This window comes from Mesorhizobium sp. P2_F7 (assembly GCF_056403695.1).
On sequence record NZ_JBFUFA010000002.1, the window covers coordinates 22,711 to 44,671 of the forward strand.

Genomic DNA, 21,961 nt, shown 5'->3' on the forward strand with positions numbered 1-21,961 from the left:
AGCCCGGGCAAGCGCAAAGCCAAAAAGCACCCGGGGGCGCTCAGCGCTGCCGGGTGTTGGCCTCCAGGATCTGTTTACAGCACCCACCTCAAAGAGGTGTTGGCGTCCTGGTCGGCTTGCTCGGAGGAGTACTCGTCGCGGAATTCGGGGGCTGTAGACAGGAAATCGGCCGAAGAGTCAAGGTGCGGGCCGGATGGAACAGCTCACGGCAGCGCCTCGCCATCGATGACGCGCGTGTAGAGGTCGAGATAGCCCTTGGCGGTTCTGGCGATCGGAAACCGATCGGCGGCGGACTCACGGCAGCGTTGCGGGGACAGGCCGGCTATCTCGCCGAGTGCTGAGCCGAACTCCGCGTCTGTATCGAAGAACCGCCCGGTGTCGGCGTCGACGATCTCGGGTAAAGCGCCGCGTGGCGTGGTCAGCACCGGCGTTCCGCACAGCATCGCCTCGACCGGCGCCATGCCGAACGGCTCTTCCCAGGCGATCGGGTTGAGAAAAGCCTTTGCCTCGCCGAGCAGGCGCAGCTTGGCGTCGCCATCGACGGTGCCGTGGAAGCGGTAGCGCCGGCTGAGGCTTTTGAAGAAGACGCCGTCGCGCCGGACCTGGCTGCGGGTCAGCAGCCGCCAGCGCGAGCCGCCGGCAATATCGAGCGGAAAATCGAATTCCTTGGCCAGCTCGACGGCGCGGCTAAGGTTCTTGCCGGCGCGGGCGATGCCGGCGAGGAACAGCAGGCGGTCGTTCTTCTGCCCGGCCAGCCGATAGGCATCCACCGGGAAGCCGTTGTAGACGAAGGTTTCCCTGCCGTGATTGCGGGCGTGGCTGGCGCTGACGAAACTCCAGTTCGGCCGCGGCCTTGGGTGTTGCGGCGCATAACCGTGCTCGGTGTTGAGGGTCGGAAACGGCGCCTCGATGTACCAGCCGTTGAAATGCACGATCTCGGTGTCGGCCGGAATGGCAGCCAGGCATTGCGCTGCCGACGATGCGTGCCTGACCTCGCAAAGCGGGTGGTCCGAGCCGGGGTCGGCGATCAGCACGACATGGTGGCCGCAGCGGACGAGCTCGCTTGCCAGCCACTCGACCTGACGCTGGGTACCGCCATAGCCTCTGGACGGGATGGTGCCGGCCACCACGAGCGTGATGCGCATCAGCGTCCTCCTGCTTCTTGCCGGATCATAGCCTTATCCGGAGACCGGCTCGACTTTCAGCGGCGAGCGTGGGTGCAGCAGCAGCAGGATCGTCAGCAACGTGCAGACAATGCCGATTGCGGCGATGATGACCGCATCCGTCGTCGTCCAGCCTGGGCCTTCCAGCGGCTTGGCGTTGAACAAAGCGAAGGAATTGTAGCTTTCCTGATGCGAGATCAGCAGGAAGCCGGTGAGATTGTTGCCGAGATGGGCGCCGAAGGCGGCACCGAGATTGCCGGTGACATAGACCAGCAGCGTCAGCAGAACGGCAAAGGCGGCGATCGAGGCCAGCACACAGGCGTTGATGGCGAGGCTCGAATCCGGGCTCCAGTGCAAGGAGGTGAACAGCAAGGCGGGCAGCAGCGCCCAGACGTAGGGGCTCTGAAACCGCTTGGCCAGGCCGCGCAGGAGATAGCCGCGAAACAGCATCTCCTCGGACGAAGTCTGCAGCAGAGTCAGGACCACGATCGGAACCAGGAACAGCAGCCAGGTCGACAGGCTGATCGCGCCGCGTGCGATTTCGGGCTGCAGGCCATAGAGCAGGATCTCGGAGATCGCCGAGGTGATCAGCACCGCGATCAGGCCCTTGACGAACCCCGGCAAGGAGACGCGACGGCTGGCGCCGAAAAGTGCTGCGAGCGGCTCGCCATGGACGAAACGCATGGCAAGCCACAGGCCGATCCAGATGCCGGCAAACGAGGTGAGCGCGGTGAGTATCCCGATAGGCGAGGCCAGAAAGCCCTGTAGCGGCCCGCGCGGATCGCCCGGCAATACATGCCAGATGATGGCGAGATAGGTGCCGCCAAGCACCACCACCAAAGTGACCGCCACCCAGAACAGCACGACGATGGCCGTCCCTACTATCAGGCGCGGCAGGCTTGTCTTTTCGGTGGCCGTGTTGCGATAGCGCTCGAAGGGGGCTGGATCTGATGTCACGCGAATTCCTCTGCCGAACGCATCGGGTCGCATGATCTAGGGGATCGGCGGGTTGCGCGCAATCGCTGCTGTTCGGCGAGCAGTTGCGCCGCCCTCAACCAAGGTAGGAGGGCGGCACAAGTTCACTTATTGGTCACTGCAGGGCAAAAATCAGCGCACGACGTACATGATGCGCCGTGTCTGCGGGTCGACCAGCGCCGGCTGGCCGTTCACATAGACATAGCGGTAGCGGTAGTCGGGGATTTCGCGCAGCTCGACGGTGTCGGGCAAGGTCGCGCCGGTGACCACTTCGCCGTCGAGATAGACGGGGTCGAGCCGGTGCGTGCTGACATAGGTGCCGACTTCCGCCGGCGGCCTGTCGATGGCGTCGATGGGGCCGTCGTCGGACAGGATCGCGCCGGTATAGGTGTCGGGATAATCATCCTGCGGCGGTGCAACGACGGTGATGGCGGCGTCGGCGGGGCGGCGCGTCAGCACGACCCGGCTGCCGCCGAAATCGGCCGTTACATAGTCGGAATAGACCCAGCCCTGGCCGCCAGCCTCGGCAATGGTGCACCATTTGCTGTTTTCGATGCAGCCATTGAGCGTCGCCGACTGGCCGGCGGCAAGCACGCCGATCACCGGAAATTGCGGGCCGGGGCCGGCGCGCACGTTAAGATCGGTGACAGCCGAGACGGCGGTATCGGCCAATGCCGCACCTGACATGGCGACAAGCGCCCCGGCGACGGCCGGAAACAGTATGCGTCTCATGGTTTTCTCTCCGTTTTCGTTGGTCCCTCGCGAGCCCAAACGAAAGCGGAGCCTATGCGTTCCGGCTAAAATGCCGCTGCCGGCTCACGATTTGTTCCGGTTTCTTTCGGCAAACCGGTCAAAAGCTCATGCACGAAGGCGAGCTTTTGCGCCGTCACGTCCGAAATGACGAAGGGATAGAGGTCGGGCAGGCCCATGCAGCGGTTGATCGAGTTGGAGGCTTCCGATAGCACCAGCCAGCGGGCGAGGATGTTTTCGAAAGGCTCGGGCACGGCGGCAGGCTCGGCGGGCGCGGGCTGCAGGCGGCCGCCGGTGTCGCCCTGCGGCAGCACATTGGCCTCCATCGTTTCCAGCTGTCCGAGCGGAAAATTCAGCGCGTGCACCATCTCCAGCGTGTCGGTGATGTGCAGATGGTGCGCCCAGGTCTCCGCCCAGTCCTCCCATGGATGCGATGTCGCATAGGCTGAAATGTGGCTCTGTTGCCAGTCGGGCGCCGCGCCATTGGCATAGTAGGTCTGCAGCGCCTGCTCATAGTCGGCGCGCTCGTCGCCGAACAGCGCGCGAAAGGCGTCGAGCCTCTGCGGGTCGTCGCGGATCAGCCGGTCCCAATAATAGTGGCCGAGCTCGTGGCGGAAATGGCCGAGCAGCGTGCGGTAGTTCTCGCCCATCTCGACGCGCCGCCGCTCGCGCTCGGCCGAGTCCGCCTCGGCGACGTTGAGCGTGATCAGGCCGTTGTCATGGCCGGTGAGGATGCGCTCGCCACCGGGGCCGCCGCCGATCGGGTCGGCCAGGAAGTCGAAGGCAAGGCCGATTTCGTCACCGGGGTTCTGCTTGGGTGCCACCGGCAGGCCGAAGGCGAGCAGCGAATAGATGGCGCGCTTCTTGGCCGCCTCGACGCGGATCCAGCGGCGGCGGTTGCCGTCCACCGAGAGATCCGGGATCAGCTGGTTCAGCACGCAGGCACGGCAGAAGGGGTGGCCGGGCTCGGCCATCCAGTTGCAGGCGCATTCATCGGCATTGGTGCAGTGGAAGATGCCGTCGACATCAGACAAGGCAAAGCGCGCATGCTCGGGGTCGTAGAGCACGAGGCTCGAGCAGCTCAGGCACTGCGCGTTCTCGAAATAGAGGCGGTGGCCGCAATGCGGGCAGTCGAACAGTTTCATGTCGATCTCAAAACGTCAGCATATGGTCAGGGTGTGGATATGGTGCGGAGCGGCGCCTCGCCCAAACGCCGGCCATGGGCTGGCGTTCCATGCCGATGCCAAGTCTTTTTGTTCGAGCAGCGGATTGTCCGGCCCTACGTCGCGCGCTCCCGCCACAATAAGCACTTGATCGTAGGCAAATTCCGCTGCATTGGCCAGCGTGGCGCCGGGGGTACGGTGACAATGGCGCGTTTCACTGGCAAGTTCACAACCGGGACGTGATTCAGGCAATCAGGAGAGAAGCATGGCATTGTTTGCCAAGGGAAGGATTTTTGCTGCCACGGTGGTGGCGGTGCTTGCGCTGGCGACGGGCGCGCAGGCGGCGGCCAGCTGCGGCAAGACTGGCGCCGGTTTCGAGGCGTGGAAGCCGGAGTTCGCCGCAGAGGCCAAGTCCGAAGGTGTCGGCCCCAAGGGCCTGGCCGCTCTGGCCGGCGCCAGCTACGCGACAAAGACGATCTCCGTCGACCGAGCCATCCACAAGGCGTTCAGCGGCTCGGTGGATGCTTTCATGAAGCGTCGTGGCGGGGCCGCGATCATTTCCAGGGGCCGTTCGCTGAAGAAGCAGAACGCCGCCATGTTCGAGAGGATCGAGAGCAATTACGGCGTGTCGCCGGGCGTGCTCCTCGCCATCTGGGGCATGGAGACGGGCTTTGGTTCCGCCATGGGCAACCAGAATACGGTCTCTGCCATTCTCACGCTTGCCTATGATTGCCGCCGTCCGGGGTTCTTCTACCCGCATGCCATTGCGGCGCTGAAGCTGGTCGATCGCGGCGCGCTGAGCGCCTCGTCGGTCGGTGCTGCGCATGGCGAGATCGGCCATACCCAATTCCTGCCCGGAAACGTCCTGAAATATGGCGTCGGCAACGGAAACCTGCGCGACAAGGCGACCGCACTGGCGTCCACCGCCAACTTCCTCAAGGCTCATGGCTGGCGAGCGGGTGCCAGCGCAAGTGCAAATATGGGCGCCATTGCCGGCTGGAATTCGGCCAGCGTCTATCAGCAGGCCATTGCCCAGATCGCGGATGCAATCGACGGCGGTTGAGCGAAAATCCCATTCAACGGAAAGCCCGGCCATGTGCCGGGCTTTTTTGTTGAGGGTCCAGCGCATTTCGCGGTCAACATGGCCCGGCAGCGGGCAGGATTATCCGCCTTTGATGACCTTCCAGATGTCCGTAGACTGGTCGAACTGGAGGCGGTTTATGTCGGAGAAGGTCAACCGGCCGCTCTTCATGGCATCGACAAGGCGCCGGCACAGCAAAGGCGGCATGCGCTCCTGGGAAACGCCCATGAAAGCGGCGATCTCGTGTTTGGCCGATACGTTCGAAATGGCCACCTTGCTGATGCAGCGCTCGTACGCCGCCTTGGGATCCTGACTCACCTGCTCCTGTCCGGTCTGACAACCGGCCAGCATGGCAACCATTGCAGGCAACGCTAAAAACCACGGTTTCATTGTCAGATGCCCCCTTAGGCCGCGAAAGGATCAAGCGGAAAACCGCTGGTACAGTCTTTTGCCGCCGCTCTATTCTTTTGTTTTGCGCAACTCTTTCAATTGTTCACGTAGCCGCCGCCCAAGGGGCATTTCGCGGAAGCGGGAACCTCGAAGGAGCCGCCGTAAACATTGGAGCAGGTGCGGAACTTGGAATTCCTCCGCGATGGAGCAGCCGCCTTTGGCCTGCCCTTGATATCGCTTTTGGTCGGTTGGTCGAGCTGTGCGTAGCCGCTCACCGGGCATTTCCGCGAAGCGGGAACCTGGAAGGTACCGGTAATACCGTTGCAGGTGCGGAAGTTGGGGTTGCGTGGCGCCGGCGTGGCCCTAGCCGCAGCCTTGGACTTGCCCTTGATGACCAGCCAGATTTCGGTCGATTGGTCGAGCTGCAGCCGGTTCAGGTCGGAGTACGTAATCCGCCCGCTGCGTATCCCTTCGCCAAGGCGCTGGCAGAACAGGGCCGGCATGAGCTCCTGCGAGACGCCCATGAAAGAGGCGATTTCGTGCTTGAACGAGATGCTCCACAAATGGACAGCGGAGATGCACCCGTCTGAATTCTGCTCGCGTTTCGCGGCCGCTTGCGAGGACTGGCCTCCGGTAAAGACGATGGCCGCCGCAAGCAGGAGAAAAATGGCTTTTTTCACTGTTAGAGGCCCTCCAGAACGACTCGGTTTGATCTCGTTCAATTGTTCGCGTAGCCGCTCAACGGGCATTTCCGGGAAACGGGAATCTGGAAGGTACCGGTAATACCGCTGCAGGTACGGAATTTGGGGTTCCGCGGCGCCACGGTAGCCGCCTTTGATGTCCCCTTCATCTCGATTTTGGTCGGTTGGTCGAACTGCGCGTGGCCGCTCAACGGGCATTTCTGCGAAGCAGGAACCTGGAAGGTCCCGTTGTTACGGTAGCAGGTACGGAATTTGGAATTCCGCGGCGCCGGCGCGGCTGTAGCAGCAGCCTTTGACTTGCCTTTGATGACCAGCCAGATCTCGGTCGACTGGTCGAGCTGCAGCCGGTTCAGGTCGGAGTAGGTAATCCGCCCGCTTCGTATCCCTTCGCCAAGGCGCTGGCAGAATAAGGCCGGCATGCGCTCCTGCGAGACGCCCATGAAAGAGGCGATTTCGTGCTTGAACGAGATGCTCCACAAATGGACGGCGGAGATGCACCCATCTGAATTCTGCTCGCGTTTCGTGGCCGCTTGCGAGGACTGGCCTCCGGTAAAGACGATGGCCGCCGCAAGCAGGAGAAAAATGGCTTTTTTCACTATCAGAATCCCTCCGTCCCGCGAGGGAATTTAGATGAAGCTTTTAGAAGGTCAACAGGAGCCGCCCGGCTGGTTTGACTTTTCTTATATTAGAGGTGCCAAATAAAAACCCGGCGTCTCCGCCGGGTTTGCCTAAAATAGTAGTTGAGCTCAACCCTTGCGGTTGCGCGCGGCCAGTGTCCTCAGCCGCAGCGCGTTGAGGCGGATGAAGCCGGCGGCGTCCTTCTGGTCGTAGGCGCCGCGATCGTCCTCGAAGGTAACCAGCGCATCGGAATAGAGCGTCTTCTTCGACTTGCGGCCGGTGACCATGACATTGCCCTTGTAGAGCTTCAGGCGCACCGTACCTTCGACATCTTCCTGGCTCTTGTCGATCATCGCCTGCAGCATCAGCCGCTCGGGCGAGAACCAGAAACCGTTATAGATCAGTTCCGCATAGCGCGGCATGAACTCGTCCTTGAGGTGGCCGGCGCCGCGGTCGAGCGTGATCGATTCGATGGCGCGGTGGGCGACGATCAGGATGGTGCCGCCGGGCGTTTCGTAGACGCCGCGCGACTTCATGCCGACGAAGCGGTTCTCGACCAGGTCGAGCCGGCCGATGCCATTGTCGCGGCCGAGGTCGTTGAGGGCCGTCAGCATCTCAGCCGGCGACAGTTTCTTGCCGTTGAGCGCAATCGGGTCGCCCTTCAAAAACTCGATCTCGATCTCAGTGACCTTGTCGGGCGCATCCATTGGCGAGACGGTGCGCTGGTGGACGAATTCCGGCGGCTCGCTCCACGGATCTTCCAGCACCTTGCCCTCGGAGGAGGAGTGCAGAAGATTGGCGTCGACCGAGAACGGCGCCTCGCCCCTTTTGTCCTTCGCCACCGGGATCTGGTGCTGTTCGGCGAAGTTGATCAGGTCGGTACGCGACTTGAACGACCAATCGCGCCATGGCGCGATGACCTTGATGTCGGGGTTCAGCGCATAGGCCGACAGTTCGAAACGGACCTGGTCGTTGCCCTTGCCGGTTGCGCCATGCGCAATCGCGTCAGCGCCCGTCTCTTTCGCGATTTCGACCAGGTGTTTCGAAATCAGCGGCCGAGCGATCGAGGTGCCGAGCAAATAGGTGCCTTCATAGACGGCGTTGGCGCGAAACATCGGAAAGACGAAGTCGGACACGAATTCCTCGCGCACGTCGACGACACGGATATCCTTGATGCCCATCATCTCGGCCTTCTTGCGCGCCGGCTCCAGCTCGCCGCCCTGGCCGAGATCGGCAGTGAAGGTGACGACTTCGGCGCCGAGTTCGGTCTGCAGCCATTTCAGGATGATGGAGGTGTCGAGGCCGCCGGAATAAGCGAGCACGACCTTCTTGACGTCTTTTGTCTTCGACATGTTGGCGGGTTCCGCGACAAGGGTTCTTCGCGGGCGAGGTATCACGGGCTTTCCGGCCAGCGCAAGGGACGAACGCCGATCAAGGCTGGACCAGATGCTGCGGCTGGCAGAAGCTGGCCCGGGCGCGGCGCCTGCGCTATAGGGCGGCGCATCCTTCGCGCAGAGGTGACCAATGTCCTTCATTCCCGACAGCACGACGCTGATCCCGTTCGCCATCGCCACCATGATCCTGGCGATCACGCCGGGGCCCGACATGACGCTGTTCGTCTCGCGCACGCTGAGCCAGGGCCGCGCCGCCGGCTTTGCCTCGCTGGCCGGGGCGCTCACCGGCACACTGATCCACACCACTTTGGTGGCCGTCGGCATCTCGGCGCTGATCGTCGCCTCGCCGATGGCCTTCCTCGTGCTGAAAATCTTCGGCGCCGCCTATCTCGTCTTCCTCGCCTGGCAGGCGCTCGCCAAGGGCTCGGCGTTTTCACCGGAGAAGAAGAGCGGCCCTGAGATCTCGCTGTCCCGCAGTTGGGCCGCCGGGCTCGGCGTCAATCTGCTCAACCCGAAGATCATACTGTTCTTCATGACGTTTTTGCCGCAATTCGTCTCCGCGCATGACCCGAACGCACCGGGACAATTGTTCTTCCTCGGCGTCATGTTCATCGTGCTGTCGATCCCGGTGACGGCGCCGATGGTGTTTGCGGCTGAGAAGTTTTCGGCGGCGATGAAGGCCAGCCCGCGCGTGACACGGGTGGTTGACTATCTGTTTGCCGGGGTGTTTTCGGCCTTCGCGCTCAAGATCCTGACCGCTCAGGCGAAGTAACCGCCTGCCACCAGCTTCCGGCCCAGCGGCCGGCGCTTAGCCAGTAGAAGATGCCGCCGACCATGCCGCAGCCGATCACGGCGGCGATGGCGCGCGGATCGGTGACATCGAAATTGATATCGGCATTCCGGTGGACAAAGCCGAGGAACACCGCGGCCACGACGCCGCCCGCAAGCGCATAGAACAGCCAGTCGCGGCGGCGAAAGATTTCCGAGATCAGGATGACGATGGCCGCCGGCATGAAGGCGAAATAAGCGATGAACAGCGCCACGAAGGGGACCGAGAAATACAGCGATGCGGTGGCCGTCGGGTGGGCATGTTCCGGCGCGTAACCGAGCGAGGCCAGGAACAGGACGTTGAGAAAGGCGCTCGCCGCCAGCGAGGCGACGACATAGCCGAACAGGATGACGGCGAAGCGGACGAGATAGGCGATGAGGCGGCTCACGCCTCGCCGTGCCCCGCAATCATCATGGCTTCCAGCGCCAGCCTGTCGACCTTGCGCATGCGCTCGGAGTCCGACTTGAGCTGGCCGCAGGCGGCCAGGATGTCGCGGCCGCGCGGGGTGCGGATCGGCGAGGCGTAGCCGGCATTGTTGATGTAATCGGCGAATTTCTCGATCGTTTCCCAGTCGGAGCACTGGTAGTTGGTGCCCGGCCACGGGTTGAACGGGATCAGATTGATCTTGGCCGGAATGCCCTTGAGCAGCTTGATCAGCCCCTTGGCGTCCTCGATGGAATCGTTGACGTCCTTCAGCATCACATATTCGAAGGTGATGCGCTTGGCGTTGGAGAGGCCGGGATAGGCGCGGCAGGCCGCGATCAGTTCCTTCAGCGGATACTTCTTGTTGATCGGCACCAGGAGGTCGCGCAGGTCGTCATTGGTGGCATGCAGCGAGATCGCCAGCATGACGCCGATCTCCTCGCCAGTGCGGAAGATTTCGGGCACGACGCCGGAGGTCGACAGGGTGATGCGGCGTTTCGACAGCGAAAGCCCGTCGCCGTCGGAGGCGATCAGCAGCGCCTTCTTCACCGCCTCGAAATTGTACAGCGGCTCGCCCATGCCCATCATGACGATGTTGGAGACTTTGCGGCCTTCGGCCGGCACGATGGCGCCGTCGGGCGTATCGCGGTCGGGGAAATCGCCGAGACGGTCGCGGGCGGTGAGCAATTGCGCGAGGATTTCCTCGGCCGTCAGGTTGCGCACCAGCTTCTGGGTGCCGGTGTGGCAGAAGGAGCAAGTCAGCGTGCAGCCGACCTGCGACGAGATGCAGAGCGTGCCGCGGCCTTCCTCGGGGATGTAGACGGTCTCGATCTCGACCGGACGGCCGGCGCCGCGCGGCGGAAAGCGGAACAGCCATTTGCGGGTGCCGTCGGCGGAAATCTGCTCCTCGACGATTTCGGGCCGGGCGACGGTGAAATGCTTGTCGAGTTCGGCGCGCAAATCCTTGGAGATGTTGAACATGCCGGCAAAGTCGGACACGCCGCGCACATACATCCAGTGCCACAGCTGCTGCGCGCGCATCTTTGCCTGGCGCTCCGGCACGATGCCGGCGCCAACAAGAGCTTCGCCGAGTTCGGCCCGGGTCAGGCCGATCAGCGACGGCTTTTCAGCCGAAGCGGCGCGGGCGCGCAACGCATCGCGTGCGCCCTCAGTGGTGAGATCGAAGGAAAGGGTCATATCAGCGCCAATATAAGCGAATTGCGGCCGATTTCATCCATCGTGCCGAAAACGAAGCGCGGCGCATAGCACAGGTTGCGGGCAGAGTCATGCGGGGGTTTTACCTTCTCCCCTTGTGGGAGAAGGTGGATCGGCGCTTTAGCGCCGAGACGGATGAGGGGTGTTGGAAGGAATGAGGCGTTGGCGGGCTGGTATTGCTGCCGTCAATGGGTGGCGTCTGGGCGGAGGGTTCCGTCAAGCTGGAACACCCCTCATCCGTCGCCTTCGGCGACACCTTCTCCCACAAGGGGAGAAGGTAAAACCGCGCTAACCTATTTGCACTTGGCGATCGACGACAGCGCGGCCGAGATGCCTTTCAGCGAGAACACATAGGTTGTCGTGTTGCCGCGGCCGGACTTGGCCGACACCTTCATGTCGGTGCCGGTCTTCATGGCGGCGATCAGCACCGGCTCTTCGGCGGCGTTCTCCACCCAGGCCGATTTGCCGCGGGTGAACATCGAGAACGACTTCTTGTCGATGGTGACGGTCGCCTTGGAGCCTTCCTGGAAGGTGTAGCCGGCGATAAATTGCGGTTCGTAGGACACTTGCTGACCCGGCCGCTGGCTGACGAAGAAGAACATGTCGCCATGGTCGAGCGTCGGCGGCTGCTTGTCGGTCGGCACGGTCAGGACGTAGCAGACCTTGCCGCCCTGCGCCTGGTAGCTGTAGGTGCCCCAGGCGTTGTGCTGGCCGATCTTGGTCGCCTGCTGCGCCAGCACCGGCGCTGCAGAGGCCACCAGGACCAGGCTCGAGACTAGTGCAATCAATCCGCGCATCGTTTTTCCCGTATTCCATATGGTGCGGGGGCAGGCCGGCTTGGCGTCCTGCCCGTCGCTTCATTTTGATTTAATCTGGGTTACCAAACGGTGAATTTCCCTTGGAAAAGGACATCCACCCATGGAAACCACCGCCATTTCCGCGCTGCCTTCGTGAAAAGCAGCTGTCGCAATGTCCCTGCGGCGACTTGGAGGCCACGAAAGCGGCAAGAGTTTGACTTTTTCAACGGCCGCAGCGGAAGCCGAGGCGGGGGTGCTATCGCCCTGTTTGAGCGGTGGATTTCTACTGAACCAGTTGCCAGTGCGACGGCCGATTAGCCCCTGTCGGCGATCGCTTCCTTGGCGGCCTGACGGTGTGCTGGGGTGATATGGGCGCTGACGGCTGTGATCGCGGCGGTCAGCACAGCGATGTCGTCGGTGAAGCCGAGGCCGACGATGAAATCCGGGATAACGTCGACCGGCAGTACGAAATAGCCGAGCGCGGCCAGCAATATGCCCTTGGCGCGCAAAGGCGTCTTCTTGTCGAGGGCGCAGTAATAGGCGGCGACAACCTCTTCCATGAACGGAATCTGCCGGGCGGCCTTCTTGGCCGTGCGCCAGAATTTGGCGCGCACTTCGCTTTCATCGCCCAGCTTGCTGCCGAAGCCGAAGAAATCAAAACCGGGTTGTTGCGCCATCAATGTCTCCTTTGCAGGCCGTCGCGCAGCGTATTGCGCGCGGCCGCCACCGGAAAATGTGGTGAAAGCGCGGGGCTGCTACAAGAGGATGGCGCCGATTTGCCGGTGCTGGTTGCAACGCCGGGCGGTCAGCCGCCGAAATAGCCGTTCATCTTCTTCGCCAGCGTGATGTCGAGCGCGGTGACGCCGCCGGCGTCGTGCGTGTTCAGCGTCACCTCCACCGTCTTGTAGACATTCGACCAGTCGGGGTGATGGTCCATCTTCTCGGCCGCCAGAGCGACGCGGGTCATGAAGGCGAAGGCTTCGGAAAAATTCTTGAAGACGAAGCTGCGCTTTATGGAAGCGCCGTCCGCGGCCAGCGACCAGCCGCCGAGTTCGGCCAGTGCTGCGGCGATGGCGTCCTTGCTGAGTTTTTCTCTCGTCATGATGATTTCCCGTGCTATCCCGATTTTGATCCCACCATAATGCAAGTCACCCAAACATGCCTTGCGTTTTGGGGCTCCAAATGCACGAACGGCGCATATCGAATGAGCGTAAAGCCGATAAATTCCATCCTGTTCGTTTGCCTCGGCAACATCTGCCGGTCGCCACTCGCGGAAGGCGTGTTTCGCGCCGTGCTAGCGGAACGCGGCCGCGACATGGTGCTGGATTCTGCGGCGACCGGCGGCTGGAATCTCGGCGAAGCGCCCGACCCGCGCTCGATCGCAATTGCGGCCCGCCACGGCATCGACATTTCCGGGCAGCGGGCACGCAAGGTCAAGCCGGAGGATTTTTCGCGATTCGACCTGATCCTCGGCATGGACCGGCAGAATGTGCGCGACCTGAAGGCGCTGGCGCCGGCTCACGCAAGCGAGCGCATCCATCTCTTGGCGGAGTTCGCGCAAGGCAAAACCCGCGACGTGCCGGACCCCTACTACGACGGACAGGAAGCCTTCGCTTCGGTCTACCGCATGATCCGCGAAGCGTCCGAGGCGCTGGCAAAGCTGCTCGAGGAGCGCGCATCGGCGCCGGACAGCGGCCATGCCTCCTCGACGATGTAGGGTCCGCCGCCGACCGAATCGCGCGACGACATCAGCACGAAGCGGCCGACGCGGAACGGCAGCGTCGAGAAATTGCCGCGTGCAGAAAGGTACTGCGCGACGTCGAGCGGGCTCGAATTGCGCAGGCGCGCCAGCGTCACATGCGGTGTGAATTTGCGCGGGTCAGCCGGCAGCCCAAGCCGCTGGCAGATGCGGTCGATTTCGCCTTGCAGGGCGGACAGGTCGGGCGAGGCGAAGACGCCGGCCCACACGGCATGCGGTTTCTTCTGGCCGAAGGCGCCGACCCCGGACAGCGTCAGCGAGAAGGACGGGCGGTGAACCCGGTCGAGCGCGTTGGCGATCTCGTCGGCGACATGGCCTTCGACATCGCCGATGAAGCGCAGCGTCATGTGGTAGTTTTCGACATCGATCCAGCGCGCCCCGGGCAGGCCGCCCCGCAAAAGGGACAGCGAAAGAGCGGCGTCACGCGGTATTTCGAGGGCGGTGAAAAGACGCGGCATGGTGAGCCTCCCTTCCTCGAATCGAACTATGCCCCTACCGAATCATCGATATTAAATCGGGGCAAGTGGTTTGTTGGTCGCAGGCTTTCCCTAATGTTTCCCTTACGGAAGGCTGCGCCAGAAGTGAAGATCCCGCTTCAGGCTCCGCCCTCGACCGCTGCAATCGCCTTCTCCACCGTGGGCAGGATGCGCTCGACCATGCGGTCGACGCCCTTGGCATTGGGGTGCAGCCCGTCCTCAAGCTGGAACCCGCTCTCGCCGGCAACGCCATCGAGAAAGAACGGATAAAGCGGCACGTCGTACTTCGCGGCCAGCTTCGGATAGATCGCATCGAAGGCGGTCTGGTAGTCGGCGCCGAGATTGGGCGCGGCGCGCATGCCGGCCAGAAGCACGGCGATCTTGCGCGCCTTCAGCTTTGCCAGCATGTCGTCCAGGTTCTTTTCAGCAATGTTGGGCGAGACGCCGCGCAGCATGTCGTTGGCGCCAAGTTCGAGGATGACCAGCTTTGTGCCGTCCGGCACCGACCAGTCGAGCCGCGCCAGGCCGCCGCTCGATGTATCGCCGGAAACGCCGGCATTGGCGACGGTGACATCATGGCCCTTGGCGCGAAGGGCTGCCTGCAGCCTGTCGGTAAAGCCTTCGCCGGGACCGAGGCCAAAGCCCGCCATCAGGCTGTCGCCGAAGCCGACGATGGTGAATGTCTCGGCCCGCGCCGACGAAATGGCGCCGCAAAAGGTGAGGAAAAGGACGAGCCCTGCGGCAATCGAGCGTTTGAAAGACATGCGGCAGGCCCCATATGACCAAGGAATTCTTCCGGCGAGGGCTTCCGGCAAGCAGAGCCTTCATCCTGATATAGGACGCTTTAATTGTGACAGAAGCCGTCATTGAGTTGAAAGACGTATCCCTGACCCTTGGCCAAGGCGCGTCATCCGTCCATGTGCTGAAAGGCGTCAGCCTCGACGTGACACGCGGCGAGGCGACCGGCATTGTCGGTCCCTCGGGGTCCGGCAAGTCGACCTTGCTGATGGTTCTGGCCGGACTGGAGCGGGTCGATTCGGGAACGGTGCGAATCGCCGGCGAATCGCTGAACGGCAAAAGCGAGGACCGGATTGCATCGTTTCGGGGCCGAAACATCGGCATCGTCTTCCAGTCCTTTCACCTCATTCCCAACATGACGGCGCTCGAAAATGTCGCGGTGCCGCTGGAGCTCGCTGGCCATGCCGATCCGTTCGGCGTAGCCGCGCGCGAACTGGCAGCCGTTGGTCTTAGCGACCGCGTCACCCACTATCCCGGGGAACTCTCCGGCGGCGAACAGCAGCGCGTGGCGATCGCTCGGGCACTGGCGCCCGCGCCGCGCATTCTCATCGCCGACGAGCCGACCGGCAACCTCGACCAGGCGACCGGGCGGCACGTCGCCGACCTGTTGTTCGCCAAGGCGGCTGAGCGCGGCATGACTTTGGTGCTGGTCACCCATGATCCCGCCCTTGCGGCGCGCTGTTCGCGCCAGGTGTCGATGCGCTCGGGCCGCATCGAGGATGCCCCAGTTGTGCCGGTGAAGGTGCCGGCTTGATGCCACTGTCGCAGACGCTGAAACTCGCATTCCGCTTCTCGCTGCGCGAAATGCGCGGCGGGCTGTCCGGCTTCATGATTTTCCTGGCCTGCATTGCGCTTGGCGTGGCTGCCATCGGCGGCGTCAATTCGGTGGCGCAGGCGATCACCGCGGGCGTCGCCGACCAGGGCCAGACGCTGCTTGGCGGCGACCTGCGCTTCCAGCTCAACCAGCGCGATACGATGCCGGCCGAAAGCGCCTTCCTCAATGGCCTGGGTGCTGTGTCGCACAGCGCCAACATGCGCTCGATGGCGCGGCTGGAGGACGGCTCTGACCAATCGCTGGTCGAGGCCAAGGCGGTCGACGACGCCTATCCGCTCTATGGGGCACTGCAGACCGAGCCGGCACTTTCGAGACAGGATCTGTTCGGTGAAAAATCCGGCGTCTTCGGCGCGGCCGCGCCAGACCTGTTGTTCGAACGGCTCAATGTGAAGATCGGCGACCGGCTAAAGCTCGGCAGCGCGACCTTCGAATTGCGCGCCAGGCTGGTGAGTGAACCGGACGCAGTGTCGGACGGGTTCGGCTTCGCGCCGCGGCTGATGGTCTCGACCGCGGGGCTTGCCGCGTCCGGGCTGATCCAGCCGGGCAGCCTGGTCGAGAATGCCTACAAGGTTCGGCTGCCGGCCGGCGCCAGCGAGGCCGATCTCAAGGCCATCCAGGATCGGGCCGCGAGCGATTTCCCCGAAGCCGGCTGGTCGATCCGCACGCGCTCCAATGCCGCACCGGCGCTGTCTTCCAACATCGAGCGCTTCTCGCAGTTCCTGACGCTGGTCGGGCTGACGGCGCTGGTGGTCGGCGGTGTCGGCGTGGCGAACGCGGTGCGCGCCTATCTCGACGGCAAGCGCGGCGTCATCGCCACCTTCAAGAGCCTCGGCGCCTCCGGCGGCTTCGTCTTCACCGTCTATCTCGTGCAGATCCTGATGATCGCCGGCCTCGGCATCGTGCTTGGTCTCATCCTCGGCGCCGCCATGCCGTTTGCGGCGAGTGCGGCGCTGCAGTCGGTCATACCTGTGCCGGCGCAAGGTGGTTTCTATCCCGGCGCACTGGCCATGGCGGCTTTGTTCGGACTGTTGGTGACGCTGGCGTTCGCGCTGTTGCCGCTCGGCCGCGCCCGCGATGTGCCGGCAACGGCGCTGTTTCGCGAAATGGGTTTTGAGGGTCGCGGCTTTCCGCGCCTGCCCTACCTTGCGGCAGCGGTCGGCATCGCGCTCGCTCTGGCCGCCTTGGCCATCCTGTTTTCCGGCGACCAGCGCATTGCCTCCATCTTCGTCGGCGCGACGATCTTTGCTTTCCTGGTGCTGCGCGCCGTCGGCGCGCTGGTGCAATGGGCGGCGCGCAAAAGCCCGCGCGTGCGTTCCGTCGCGCTCAGGCTCGCCATCGGCAACATCCACCGGCCCGGCGCGCTGACGCCGTCGGTGGTGCTGTCGCTTGGCCTCGGCCTGACGCTTTTGGTGACGCTGGCGCTGATCGACGGGAACCTGCGGCAGCAAATCTCCGGCAGCCTGCCGGAGCGGGCGCCGAACTTCTTCTTCGTCGATATCCAGAACAGCGATGTCGATGCCTTCTCGGCGCTGGTCGGTAAAGAGGCGCTCAAGGGCACGCTGGTCAAGGTGCCGATGCTGCGCGGCCGGGTGATGGCGCTGAACGGCGTCGATGTCGACAAGGCCAAAGTGCCGGCTGAAGGCGCCTGGGTGCTGCGCGGCGATCGCGGCCTGACCTATGACGCCAAACAGCCGGCCAACGCGACGCTGACCGAAGGCAGCTGGTGGCCCGACAACTATACCGGCGAGCCGCTGGTCTCGTTCTCCAACGATGAAGGCAAGGCGCTGGGACTGAAGCTCGGCGACACCGTCACCGTCAATGTGCTGGGCCGCAATGTGACGGCCAGGATCGCCAATTTCCGAGAGGTGCAATGGGAGACGATGGGCATCAATTTCGTCATGGTGTTCTCGCCCAACACTTTCGCCGGCGCCCCGCATGGCTGGCTGGCGACGCTGACCGAGAAGGATGCGTCGACGGCGGATGACGCGCGCCTGCTCAACGCCGTCACTCGCGCTTTCCCGGCGGTGACGACGGTGCGGGTCAAGGATGCGCTCGATGTCGTCAACCGGCTGGTCGGCCAGCTCGGCACGGCGATCCGGGCGGCGGCCGGCGTGGCGCTGATCGCTTCGGTGCTGGTGCTGGCCGGCGCGCTCGCCGCGGGCAATCGCGCCCGCATCCACGATGCCGTGGTGCTGAAAACGCTGGGTGCAACGCGGCGGACGCTGATCACGGCGTTTTCGCTCGAATATATGCTGATTGGGCTCGCCACCGCGGTGTTTGCGCTTGCCGCTGGCGGCATTGCCGCCTGGTACATCGTCGCTCGTATCATGACGCTGCCCTCGCATTTCATGCCGGAGGTGGCGGTGGCGACTTTGATCTTCGCGCTGGTGATCACCGTCGGCATCGGCCTTGCCGGGACATGGCGGGTGCTCGGCCACAAGGCGGCGCCGGTGCTGCGCGACCTCTAGGTTTCAAGCGGCAAAGCCGGCCGAATCCGGCCATTTCCGATTAAATCTTGGTAATGCAGCGACCGCTAAAGCCCGAAAACCCGGCTTCCGGCGATTCACCAAGCGTTGCAGCCCGTTACGGTCTTGTTCTTGACGTCAAGAACCATCATATTTCGCCGCAGGCATGCTGGAGCCCCGCCAGCGGCGCCCAGGTCCCAAAAGGGCCTGACACCGTACGGGGCAGAAGCAACAGAGGATTCCAATGGCTGAGCCCATTCGCAATTACCAGACTTCGGCCGTGCCGCGCGCGCGCGCCGACATCGACCAGGGCCTGCGCAGCTATATGCTGAAGGTCTACAATTTGATGGGGCTTGGTCTCCTCATCACCGGCATCGCCGCCTGGGGCGCTTTCCAGCTCGCCGTCACCGGCGACGGACAGCTGACCGCTTTCGGCACGCTGATATATGCCAGCGCCTTCCGCTGGGTAGTCATCTTCGCCCCGCTCGCTCTCGTCTTCTTCCTGTCGTTCAGGATCCAGTCGATGAGCGTGGCCGCGGCGCAGGCAACCTTCTGGGTCTATTCGGGCCTGGTCGGCCTGTCGCTGTCGACCATCTTCCTGGTCTACACCGGCGCCTCGATCACCCAGACTTTCTTCGCAACGGCGGCCGCCTTTGGCGCGCTGTCGCTTTATGGCTACACGACAAGGCGCGACCTGTCGGCGTTCGGGTCGTTCCTGGTCATGGGCCTGTTCGGCCTGATCGCCGCGATGGTGATCAACTACTTCCTGGCCTCGACGGCGCTCGGCTTCGCCATTTCGGCGATCGGCGTGCTGATCTTCGCCGGCCTTACCGCCTATGACACGCAGACCATCAAGGAAATGTATTTCGAAGGCGATGGCGCCGACGTGGCCGGCCGCAAGGCCACCATGGGCGCGTTGAGGCTGTATCTCGACTTCATCAACCTGTTCATGTTCCTGCTGCAGTTCATGGGCGACCGCCGCTAAGCGGTCTCCGTCCAGTCAACTGGACCATCGAGTTTGCGAAGGGCGGCCCAACGGCCGCCCTTTTCTTTTGTGCCGGCCTTTGCTGTGATGGGAGGCAGATGAATCGTTTGCACAAATTATGAGCACTATTTCCATACGCGCGGCCCTGGAAAGCGACCTCGACCGAATCACCGAGATCTACGCCGATGCGGTGACGCATGGCACGGCGAGCTACGAGCTGGAGCCGCCCAGCCGCGCCGAGATGGGCGTGCGCTTCGACAGCCTGACGGGGGGCGGCTTTCCCTATCTGGTGGCGGAAAAGGATGGGACGCTGCTTGGCTATGCCTATGCCGGCGCCTTCCGGCCGCGTCCGGCCTACCGATTCATCGTCGAGGATTCGGTCTATGTCGCGCCAAACGCCAAGGGCCAGGGCGTCGGGCTATTGCTGATGCAGGCGCTGATCGAGGCGTGCCGGGTGGCGGGTTTTCGCCAGATCATAGCTGTGATCGGTGACGGTCACGCCGACAGCGCCTCGGTGCGGCTGCATGAAAAGCTCGGCTTTCGCCATTCCGGCCGCCTGGAAGGCTCCGGCTACAAGCACGGCCGCTGGCTGGACACGGTGTTCATGCAGCTGTCGCTGAATGGCGGGGCAACGGCGCCGCCCGATTCGGATTCGCTGCCGGAGCGGAAATTTCGCAAGAGTCTTGGCGGGAAGTGAGTGAGGTTGACGAACTTAGGAACTGGAGAATTGATGAACTGAAGAATTGGAGAAAAGGGACCCAGTCCTGGAGAAATCCCGTCTTCTCAACTCCTACGCTCTCTATTTTTTCAATTTCCCCAATTCCTAAGTTCTTCAATTCCCGAACTCAGGCCTCGACAACTTTCAGCTTGGGATCGAACACGCCGAGCACGCGGCCCAGTTCCTGGCCGCGCTTGAGGATGCGGCCGCCGGCAGCGATGACGGCGAACGCGCCTTGCCGGCGCGCCAGTTTCGGATCCTTGACGATCTGGAACAGCGGCACTTCGCTGGCTCGGCGGAAGACCGAAAACACAGCGCGATCAGCGAGATGATCGATGGCGTAGTCGCGCCACTCATTGGCGGCGACCATGCGTCCGTAGAGTCTCAGGATCTCATCGAGTTCACGCCGGTCGAAGCGAACCGGCTGGTCGAGGCGTTCGCGTCGCGCCTCCTGCAGCGGGATCAATATTGCGGATGAGTCCCCATCCTCCGCTCCACCGCTGCTGCGATCGGTCATCCCGCGATCCCTTTAAAAATGAATCTCGCTTGCAGAAGTTGGCGTGTTCGCGGTGGAATTGCAAGACCCGGCTAACCATCCCGGGGCTGCGCTGTTTTCGCAACGTCCAGTCACTTTTATAAAACGCGGTGTTTGAATTGGTGATGCTCCGCCACATTCCTGCCTTATTTTATCCGCGCTCATGCCCCAATGTCCGACGAATTTACCGGCGTTGCCTGAGACGGTTCGGTCCGGCACCGGCTCGTAAACCCCAAGCCCCCCGCCCACGGGTCTGCGTCGGATCGAACCAACCTCGGACTTTCCTCAGGGAGAGACCGGGTGCGACGATCCCAAAACCTAAATGACCGACGTCAGAAGCAAGCTGACGTCGGTTTTTTGTTGCGTGGAGCGCTTTTTCCTTCTCCCCCTGTGGGAGAAGGTGGATCGGCGCGTAGCGCCGAGACGGATGAGGGGTGCTCCAGCTTGACGCCGGCGGTCCCTTCACCGCCACGGCTGCAGGTTAACAACACGCACGTACGCGATGATGGTATCGCAAACGCCGTTCATATCCTTCAACACGTCGTCGTTCCAAAGCGCAGCACCCGAAAGCCTCTCGCTTTCAACTCGACGGCGCGGATACGATCAGCCTCTGATTCCGCGTGCTGGCTTCCGCCGATCTCGATAATCAGTCCAGCCTCGAGGCAGACGAAATCGGCAACATACTTTCCGACTGGCATCTGACGCCTGAATTTTATCCCGTCGAGCCTGCGGTCACGCAACTCCTGCCACAGTCTCCGTCATGTCGCGTCGAAGGGAGCGAGCGAAGCGGCGTTTGGCTGGTGGAATTGGCTGATGCGGCATGGCGCGAGATTAGTTCGACGCCGAGTTCCGTCCAACACCCCTCATCCGTCTCGGCGCTGCGCGCCGATCCACCTTCTCCCACAGGGGGAGAGGAGAAGAGCTTACGGCTTGTGAATAAACGCGGCGCCCAAAATCGGGCCGGGCAGGCCGTCCTTGCCGACCGATTGCAGCAGCACGGCGCAGCCGCCTTTCTTGGCGATCTCGGTCATCGGCAATTCGTAGCGCTGTGCCTTGCCGTGCCACATGCCGGCGGTCTGGATGCCGGAGACGGCGTTCCAGTAGGTCATGCTGCGGCCGGTGTTCTCGCCCTTGGCGATGGTGACCGTCTGCGGCGGTTCGAAATAGACGATGACGACATGGGCGTCGGTCGGGCCGCTGCCGGCGTCGCCGGCATCGATCATGACGCGGTCGCTGGTGCGGCTGACCTTGACGCTGACCCGCATGCCTTCGCCGGACTTCTCCATGCGGGCAAGTGCGCCGTCGACTTCCTTGCGGCTGGCGCCGTTGACATGGCTGCGGCCGTTGATGACGGCTTGCGGCGTGTAGACGGAGCGCGTGCCGAAGGCGCGCATATAGTCATATTGCCGGTCGGTGTTGTCCTTGCTGCTCAGCGTATCCTGCCAGCCGAGATAGTCCCAGTAGTTGACGTGGTAGGCGAGCGCGACGACGTTGTCCTTGGCCGCCAGCTCGGCAAAGAGAGCGTCGGCCGGCGGACAGGAGTTGCAGCCCTGGCTGGTGAACAGCTCGACGACGCCCAAGGGTTTGTCGGTCTGGGGCTTCTCGGCCTGGGTGGTTCCCGATTCCTCGGCAAACCCGGTCCCGGCAAGCGCCGAGAAGGCCAGCGCGAAAGCCGCGAGCCGTAGAGGTTGTCGAGGTGCCATGGTCGTTCCGATTCCCGCCGGTGACGCCGGCCTTGTTCTGGTTGCCCAGATTTGTGGCAGAAGCGACAGTCAACGGGAAGTCACGTTGCGGTGAAATTTTTGCTGCCGCAACCGCGGGTTTGGCCGCTGCGGGCGGAGCACTTCACCGCCTGGTTCGATCGGGAGCATGGCATCAGGAGCTTGCCGCA

25 protein-coding genes are annotated in these 21,961 nt (G+C 63.1%); 7 read left to right on the forward strand and 18 right to left on the reverse strand.

The window, feature by feature from the left end:
* Positions 1–203 precede the first annotated feature (203 nt).
* The 4 genes from AC1DZ8_RS05370 to AC1DZ8_RS05385 form a co-directional block, all read right to left on the reverse strand.
* Positions 204–1,145 (reverse strand): glycosyltransferase, encoded by a 942-nt coding sequence (locus tag AC1DZ8_RS05370; protein WP_477308976.1) that lies wholly within the window; start codon positions 1,143–1,145, stop codon positions 204–206.
* A 33-nt stretch (positions 1,146–1,178) separates the two neighbouring features.
* Positions 1,179–2,153 (reverse strand): lysostaphin resistance A-like protein, encoded by a 975-nt coding sequence (locus tag AC1DZ8_RS05375; RefSeq protein ID WP_477308974.1) that lies wholly within the window; start codon positions 2,151–2,153, stop codon positions 1,179–1,181.
* A 117-nt stretch (positions 2,154–2,270) separates the two neighbouring features.
* Positions 2,271–2,870, reverse strand: a complete 600-nt coding sequence (locus AC1DZ8_RS05380; protein WP_477308972.1) for a DUF1236 domain-containing protein — start codon at positions 2,868–2,870, stop codon at positions 2,271–2,273.
* Between the two features lie 65 nt (positions 2,871–2,935).
* Positions 2,936–4,033: a zinc-binding metallopeptidase family protein gene (locus tag AC1DZ8_RS05385; protein WP_477400433.1), complete on the reverse strand. Its 1,098-nt coding sequence runs from the start codon at positions 4,031–4,033 to the stop codon at positions 2,936–2,938.
* A gap of 283 nt (positions 4,034–4,316) precedes the next feature.
* On the opposite strand from AC1DZ8_RS05385, the gene AC1DZ8_RS05390 reads away from it, so the two are divergent.
* A complete protein-coding gene (locus AC1DZ8_RS05390) occupies positions 4,317–5,114 on the forward strand; it encodes a lytic murein transglycosylase (protein WP_477308968.1) in 798 nt (265 codons plus the stop codon).
* Between the two features lie 99 nt (positions 5,115–5,213).
* Here the strand turns inward: AC1DZ8_RS05390 and AC1DZ8_RS05395 are convergent, their stop codons facing one another.
* The 4 genes from AC1DZ8_RS05395 to AC1DZ8_RS05410 all read right to left on the reverse strand — a co-directional run bounded on the left by AC1DZ8_RS05395 (position 5,214) and on the right by AC1DZ8_RS05410 (position 8,193).
* Positions 5,214–5,522, reverse strand: a complete 309-nt coding sequence (locus AC1DZ8_RS05395; protein ID WP_477308966.1) for a hypothetical protein — start codon at positions 5,520–5,522, stop codon at positions 5,214–5,216.
* Between the two features lie 95 nt (positions 5,523–5,617).
* On the reverse strand, positions 5,618–6,244 hold the full coding sequence (locus AC1DZ8_RS05400; protein ID WP_477308964.1) for a hypothetical protein: 627 nt from the start codon (positions 6,242–6,244) through the stop codon (positions 5,618–5,620).
* Positions 6,241–6,819, reverse strand: a complete 579-nt coding sequence (locus AC1DZ8_RS05405) for a hypothetical protein (protein ID WP_477308962.1) — start codon at positions 6,817–6,819, stop codon at positions 6,241–6,243. Before AC1DZ8_RS05405 ends, AC1DZ8_RS05400 begins: the two co-directional genes overlap by 4 nt.
* Positions 6,820–6,969: 150 nt before the next feature.
* A complete protein-coding gene (locus AC1DZ8_RS05410; RefSeq protein WP_477289161.1) occupies positions 6,970–8,193 on the reverse strand; it encodes an argininosuccinate synthase in 1,224 nt (407 codons plus the stop codon).
* Positions 8,194–8,365: 172 nt separating this feature from the next.
* Here AC1DZ8_RS05410 and AC1DZ8_RS05415 point away from each other — a divergent pair, with 172 nt between their 5' ends.
* Positions 8,366–9,007 (forward strand): LysE family translocator, encoded by a 642-nt coding sequence (locus AC1DZ8_RS05415; protein WP_477308960.1) that lies wholly within the window; start codon positions 8,366–8,368, stop codon positions 9,005–9,007.
* Here the strand turns inward: AC1DZ8_RS05415 and AC1DZ8_RS05420 are convergent.
* From AC1DZ8_RS05420 to AC1DZ8_RS05440, 5 genes are all read right to left on the reverse strand, one after another.
* Positions 8,979–9,452, reverse strand: coding sequence for a hypothetical protein (locus AC1DZ8_RS05420; protein ID WP_477308958.1), 474 nt, complete (start codon positions 9,450–9,452; stop codon positions 8,979–8,981). The genes AC1DZ8_RS05415 and AC1DZ8_RS05420 overlap by 29 nt on opposite strands.
* A complete protein-coding gene (gene rlmN / locus AC1DZ8_RS05425) occupies positions 9,449–10,684 on the reverse strand; it encodes a dual-specificity RNA methyltransferase RlmN (RefSeq protein ID WP_477308956.1) in 1,236 nt (411 codons plus the stop codon). Before rlmN ends, AC1DZ8_RS05420 begins: the two co-directional genes overlap by 4 nt.
* A 311-nt stretch (positions 10,685–10,995) precedes the next feature.
* Entirely contained in the window at positions 10,996–11,499 is a 504-nt protein-coding gene (locus AC1DZ8_RS05430) for an invasion associated locus B family protein (protein WP_477309574.1), read from the reverse strand.
* 314 nt (positions 11,500–11,813) lie between these two features.
* The gene (locus AC1DZ8_RS05435) at positions 11,814–12,176 is read right to left on the reverse strand and encodes a YkvA family protein (RefSeq protein ID WP_477309575.1); all 363 of its coding nucleotides are present in this window, start codon (positions 12,174–12,176) and stop codon (positions 11,814–11,816) included.
* A gap of 128 nt (positions 12,177–12,304) precedes the next feature.
* Positions 12,305–12,601, reverse strand: a complete 297-nt coding sequence (locus tag AC1DZ8_RS05440; protein ID WP_477309576.1) for a 4a-hydroxytetrahydrobiopterin dehydratase — start codon at positions 12,599–12,601, stop codon at positions 12,305–12,307.
* A gap of 102 nt (positions 12,602–12,703) precedes the next feature.
* Between AC1DZ8_RS05440 and AC1DZ8_RS05445 the strand changes: the two genes are divergently transcribed.
* Positions 12,704–13,216 carry a low molecular weight protein-tyrosine-phosphatase gene (locus AC1DZ8_RS05445; protein ID WP_477309577.1) on the forward strand — a complete coding sequence of 171 codons (513 nt, stop codon included), beginning with the start codon at positions 12,704–12,706 and terminating at the stop codon, positions 13,214–13,216.
* On the opposite strand, the gene thpR is transcribed toward AC1DZ8_RS05445, so the two are convergent.
* Complete coding sequence (gene thpR / locus AC1DZ8_RS05450; RefSeq protein ID WP_112560072.1) at positions 13,120–13,716, reverse strand: RNA 2',3'-cyclic phosphodiesterase; 597 nt, start codon at positions 13,714–13,716, stop codon at positions 13,120–13,122. The two genes, AC1DZ8_RS05445 and thpR, sit on opposite strands and share 97 nt — an antisense overlap.
* Positions 13,717–13,853: 137 nt before the next feature.
* Positions 13,854–14,498 (reverse strand): arylesterase, encoded by a 645-nt coding sequence (locus AC1DZ8_RS05455; RefSeq protein ID WP_477309578.1) that lies wholly within the window; start codon positions 14,496–14,498, stop codon positions 13,854–13,856.
* Between the two features lie 86 nt (positions 14,499–14,584).
* On the opposite strand from AC1DZ8_RS05455, the gene AC1DZ8_RS05460 reads away from it, so the two are divergent.
* The 4 genes from AC1DZ8_RS05460 to AC1DZ8_RS05475 all read left to right on the forward strand — a co-directional run bounded on the left by AC1DZ8_RS05460 (position 14,585) and on the right by AC1DZ8_RS05475 (position 19,514).
* Complete coding sequence (locus AC1DZ8_RS05460; protein ID WP_477309579.1) at positions 14,585–15,286, forward strand: ABC transporter ATP-binding protein; 702 nt, start codon at positions 14,585–14,587, stop codon at positions 15,284–15,286.
* Entirely contained in the window at positions 15,286–17,835 is a 2,550-nt protein-coding gene (locus AC1DZ8_RS05465) for an ABC transporter permease (RefSeq protein ID WP_477309580.1), read from the forward strand. The genes AC1DZ8_RS05460 and AC1DZ8_RS05465 overlap by 1 nt, the downstream gene beginning before the upstream one ends.
* 241 nt (positions 17,836–18,076) lie before the next feature.
* Positions 18,077–18,817 (forward strand): Bax inhibitor-1/YccA family protein, encoded by a 741-nt coding sequence (locus tag AC1DZ8_RS05470; RefSeq protein ID WP_477309581.1) that lies wholly within the window; start codon positions 18,077–18,079, stop codon positions 18,815–18,817.
* Between the two features lie 118 nt (positions 18,818–18,935).
* Positions 18,936–19,514 (forward strand): N-acetyltransferase family protein, encoded by a 579-nt coding sequence (locus AC1DZ8_RS05475; RefSeq protein WP_477309582.1) that lies wholly within the window; start codon positions 18,936–18,938, stop codon positions 19,512–19,514.
* Positions 19,515–19,662: 148 nt separating this feature from the next.
* Here the strand turns inward: AC1DZ8_RS05475 and AC1DZ8_RS05480 are convergent, their stop codons facing one another.
* The 3 genes from AC1DZ8_RS05480 to AC1DZ8_RS05490 form a co-directional block, all read right to left on the reverse strand.
* Positions 19,663–20,052 carry a DUF2794 domain-containing protein gene (locus tag AC1DZ8_RS05480; protein WP_112560078.1) on the reverse strand — a complete coding sequence of 130 codons (390 nt, stop codon included), beginning with the start codon at positions 20,050–20,052 and terminating at the stop codon, positions 19,663–19,665.
* Between the two features lie 551 nt (positions 20,053–20,603).
* Positions 20,604–20,768, reverse strand: a complete 165-nt coding sequence (locus AC1DZ8_RS05485) for a DUF559 domain-containing protein (RefSeq protein WP_477309600.1) — start codon at positions 20,766–20,768, stop codon at positions 20,604–20,606.
* Between the two features lie 225 nt (positions 20,769–20,993).
* Complete coding sequence (locus tag AC1DZ8_RS05490; protein WP_477309583.1) at positions 20,994–21,773, reverse strand: DUF1223 domain-containing protein; 780 nt, start codon at positions 21,771–21,773, stop codon at positions 20,994–20,996.
* Positions 21,774–21,961: the final 188 nt, after the last annotated feature.

Excerpts from the sequence above, each read along its gene's own strand:
- AC1DZ8_RS05455 (WP_477309578.1), bottom strand. The coding sequence starts at position 14,498 with ATGTCTTTCAAACGCTCGATTGCCGCAGGGCTCGTCCTTTTCCTCACC.
- AC1DZ8_RS05490 (WP_477309583.1), bottom strand. The coding sequence starts at position 21,773 with ATGGCACCTCGACAACCTCTACGGCTCGCGGCTTTCGCGCTGGCCTTC.
- AC1DZ8_RS05465 (WP_477309580.1), top strand. The coding sequence starts at position 15,286 with ATGCCACTGTCGCAGACGCTGAAACTCGCATTCCGCTTCTCGCTGCGC.
- AC1DZ8_RS05435 (WP_477309575.1), bottom strand. The coding sequence starts at position 12,176 with ATGGCGCAACAACCCGGTTTTGATTTCTTCGGCTTCGGCAGCAAGCTG.
- AC1DZ8_RS05485 (WP_477309600.1), bottom strand. The coding sequence starts at position 20,768 with ATGCCAGTCGGAAAGTATGTTGCCGATTTCGTCTGCCTCGAGGCTGGA.
- AC1DZ8_RS05380 (WP_477308972.1), bottom strand. The coding sequence starts at position 2,870 with ATGAGACGCATACTGTTTCCGGCCGTCGCCGGGGCGCTTGTCGCCATG.
- AC1DZ8_RS05395 (WP_477308966.1), bottom strand. The coding sequence starts at position 5,522 with ATGAAACCGTGGTTTTTAGCGTTGCCTGCAATGGTTGCCATGCTGGCC.
- AC1DZ8_RS05430 (WP_477309574.1), bottom strand. The coding sequence starts at position 11,499 with ATGCGCGGATTGATTGCACTAGTCTCGAGCCTGGTCCTGGTGGCCTCT.
- thpR (WP_112560072.1), bottom strand. The coding sequence starts at position 13,716 with ATGCCGCGTCTTTTCACCGCCCTCGAAATACCGCGTGACGCCGCTCTT.
- AC1DZ8_RS05440 (WP_477309576.1), bottom strand. The coding sequence starts at position 12,601 with ATGACGAGAGAAAAACTCAGCAAGGACGCCATCGCCGCAGCACTGGCC.
- AC1DZ8_RS05375 (WP_477308974.1), bottom strand. The coding sequence starts at position 2,153 with ATGCGACCCGATGCGTTCGGCAGAGGAATTCGCGTGACATCAGATCCA.
- AC1DZ8_RS05385 (WP_477400433.1), bottom strand. The coding sequence starts at position 4,033 with ATGAAACTGTTCGACTGCCCGCATTGCGGCCACCGCCTCTATTTCGAG.
- AC1DZ8_RS05370 (WP_477308976.1), bottom strand. The coding sequence starts at position 1,145 with ATGCGCATCACGCTCGTGGTGGCCGGCACCATCCCGTCCAGAGGCTAT.
- rlmN (WP_477308956.1), bottom strand. The coding sequence starts at position 10,684 with ATGACCCTTTCCTTCGATCTCACCACTGAGGGCGCACGCGATGCGTTG.
- AC1DZ8_RS05445 (WP_477309577.1), top strand. The coding sequence starts at position 12,704 with ATGAGCGTAAAGCCGATAAATTCCATCCTGTTCGTTTGCCTCGGCAAC.
- AC1DZ8_RS05390 (WP_477308968.1), top strand. The coding sequence starts at position 4,317 with ATGGCATTGTTTGCCAAGGGAAGGATTTTTGCTGCCACGGTGGTGGCG.
- AC1DZ8_RS05480 (WP_112560078.1), bottom strand. The coding sequence starts at position 20,052 with ATGACCGATCGCAGCAGCGGTGGAGCGGAGGATGGGGACTCATCCGCA.
- AC1DZ8_RS05475 (WP_477309582.1), top strand. The coding sequence starts at position 18,936 with ATGAGCACTATTTCCATACGCGCGGCCCTGGAAAGCGACCTCGACCGA.
- AC1DZ8_RS05415 (WP_477308960.1), top strand. The coding sequence starts at position 8,366 with ATGTCCTTCATTCCCGACAGCACGACGCTGATCCCGTTCGCCATCGCC.
- AC1DZ8_RS05470 (WP_477309581.1), top strand. The coding sequence starts at position 18,077 with ATGGCTGAGCCCATTCGCAATTACCAGACTTCGGCCGTGCCGCGCGCG.
- AC1DZ8_RS05410 (WP_477289161.1), bottom strand. The coding sequence starts at position 8,193 with ATGTCGAAGACAAAAGACGTCAAGAAGGTCGTGCTCGCTTATTCCGGC.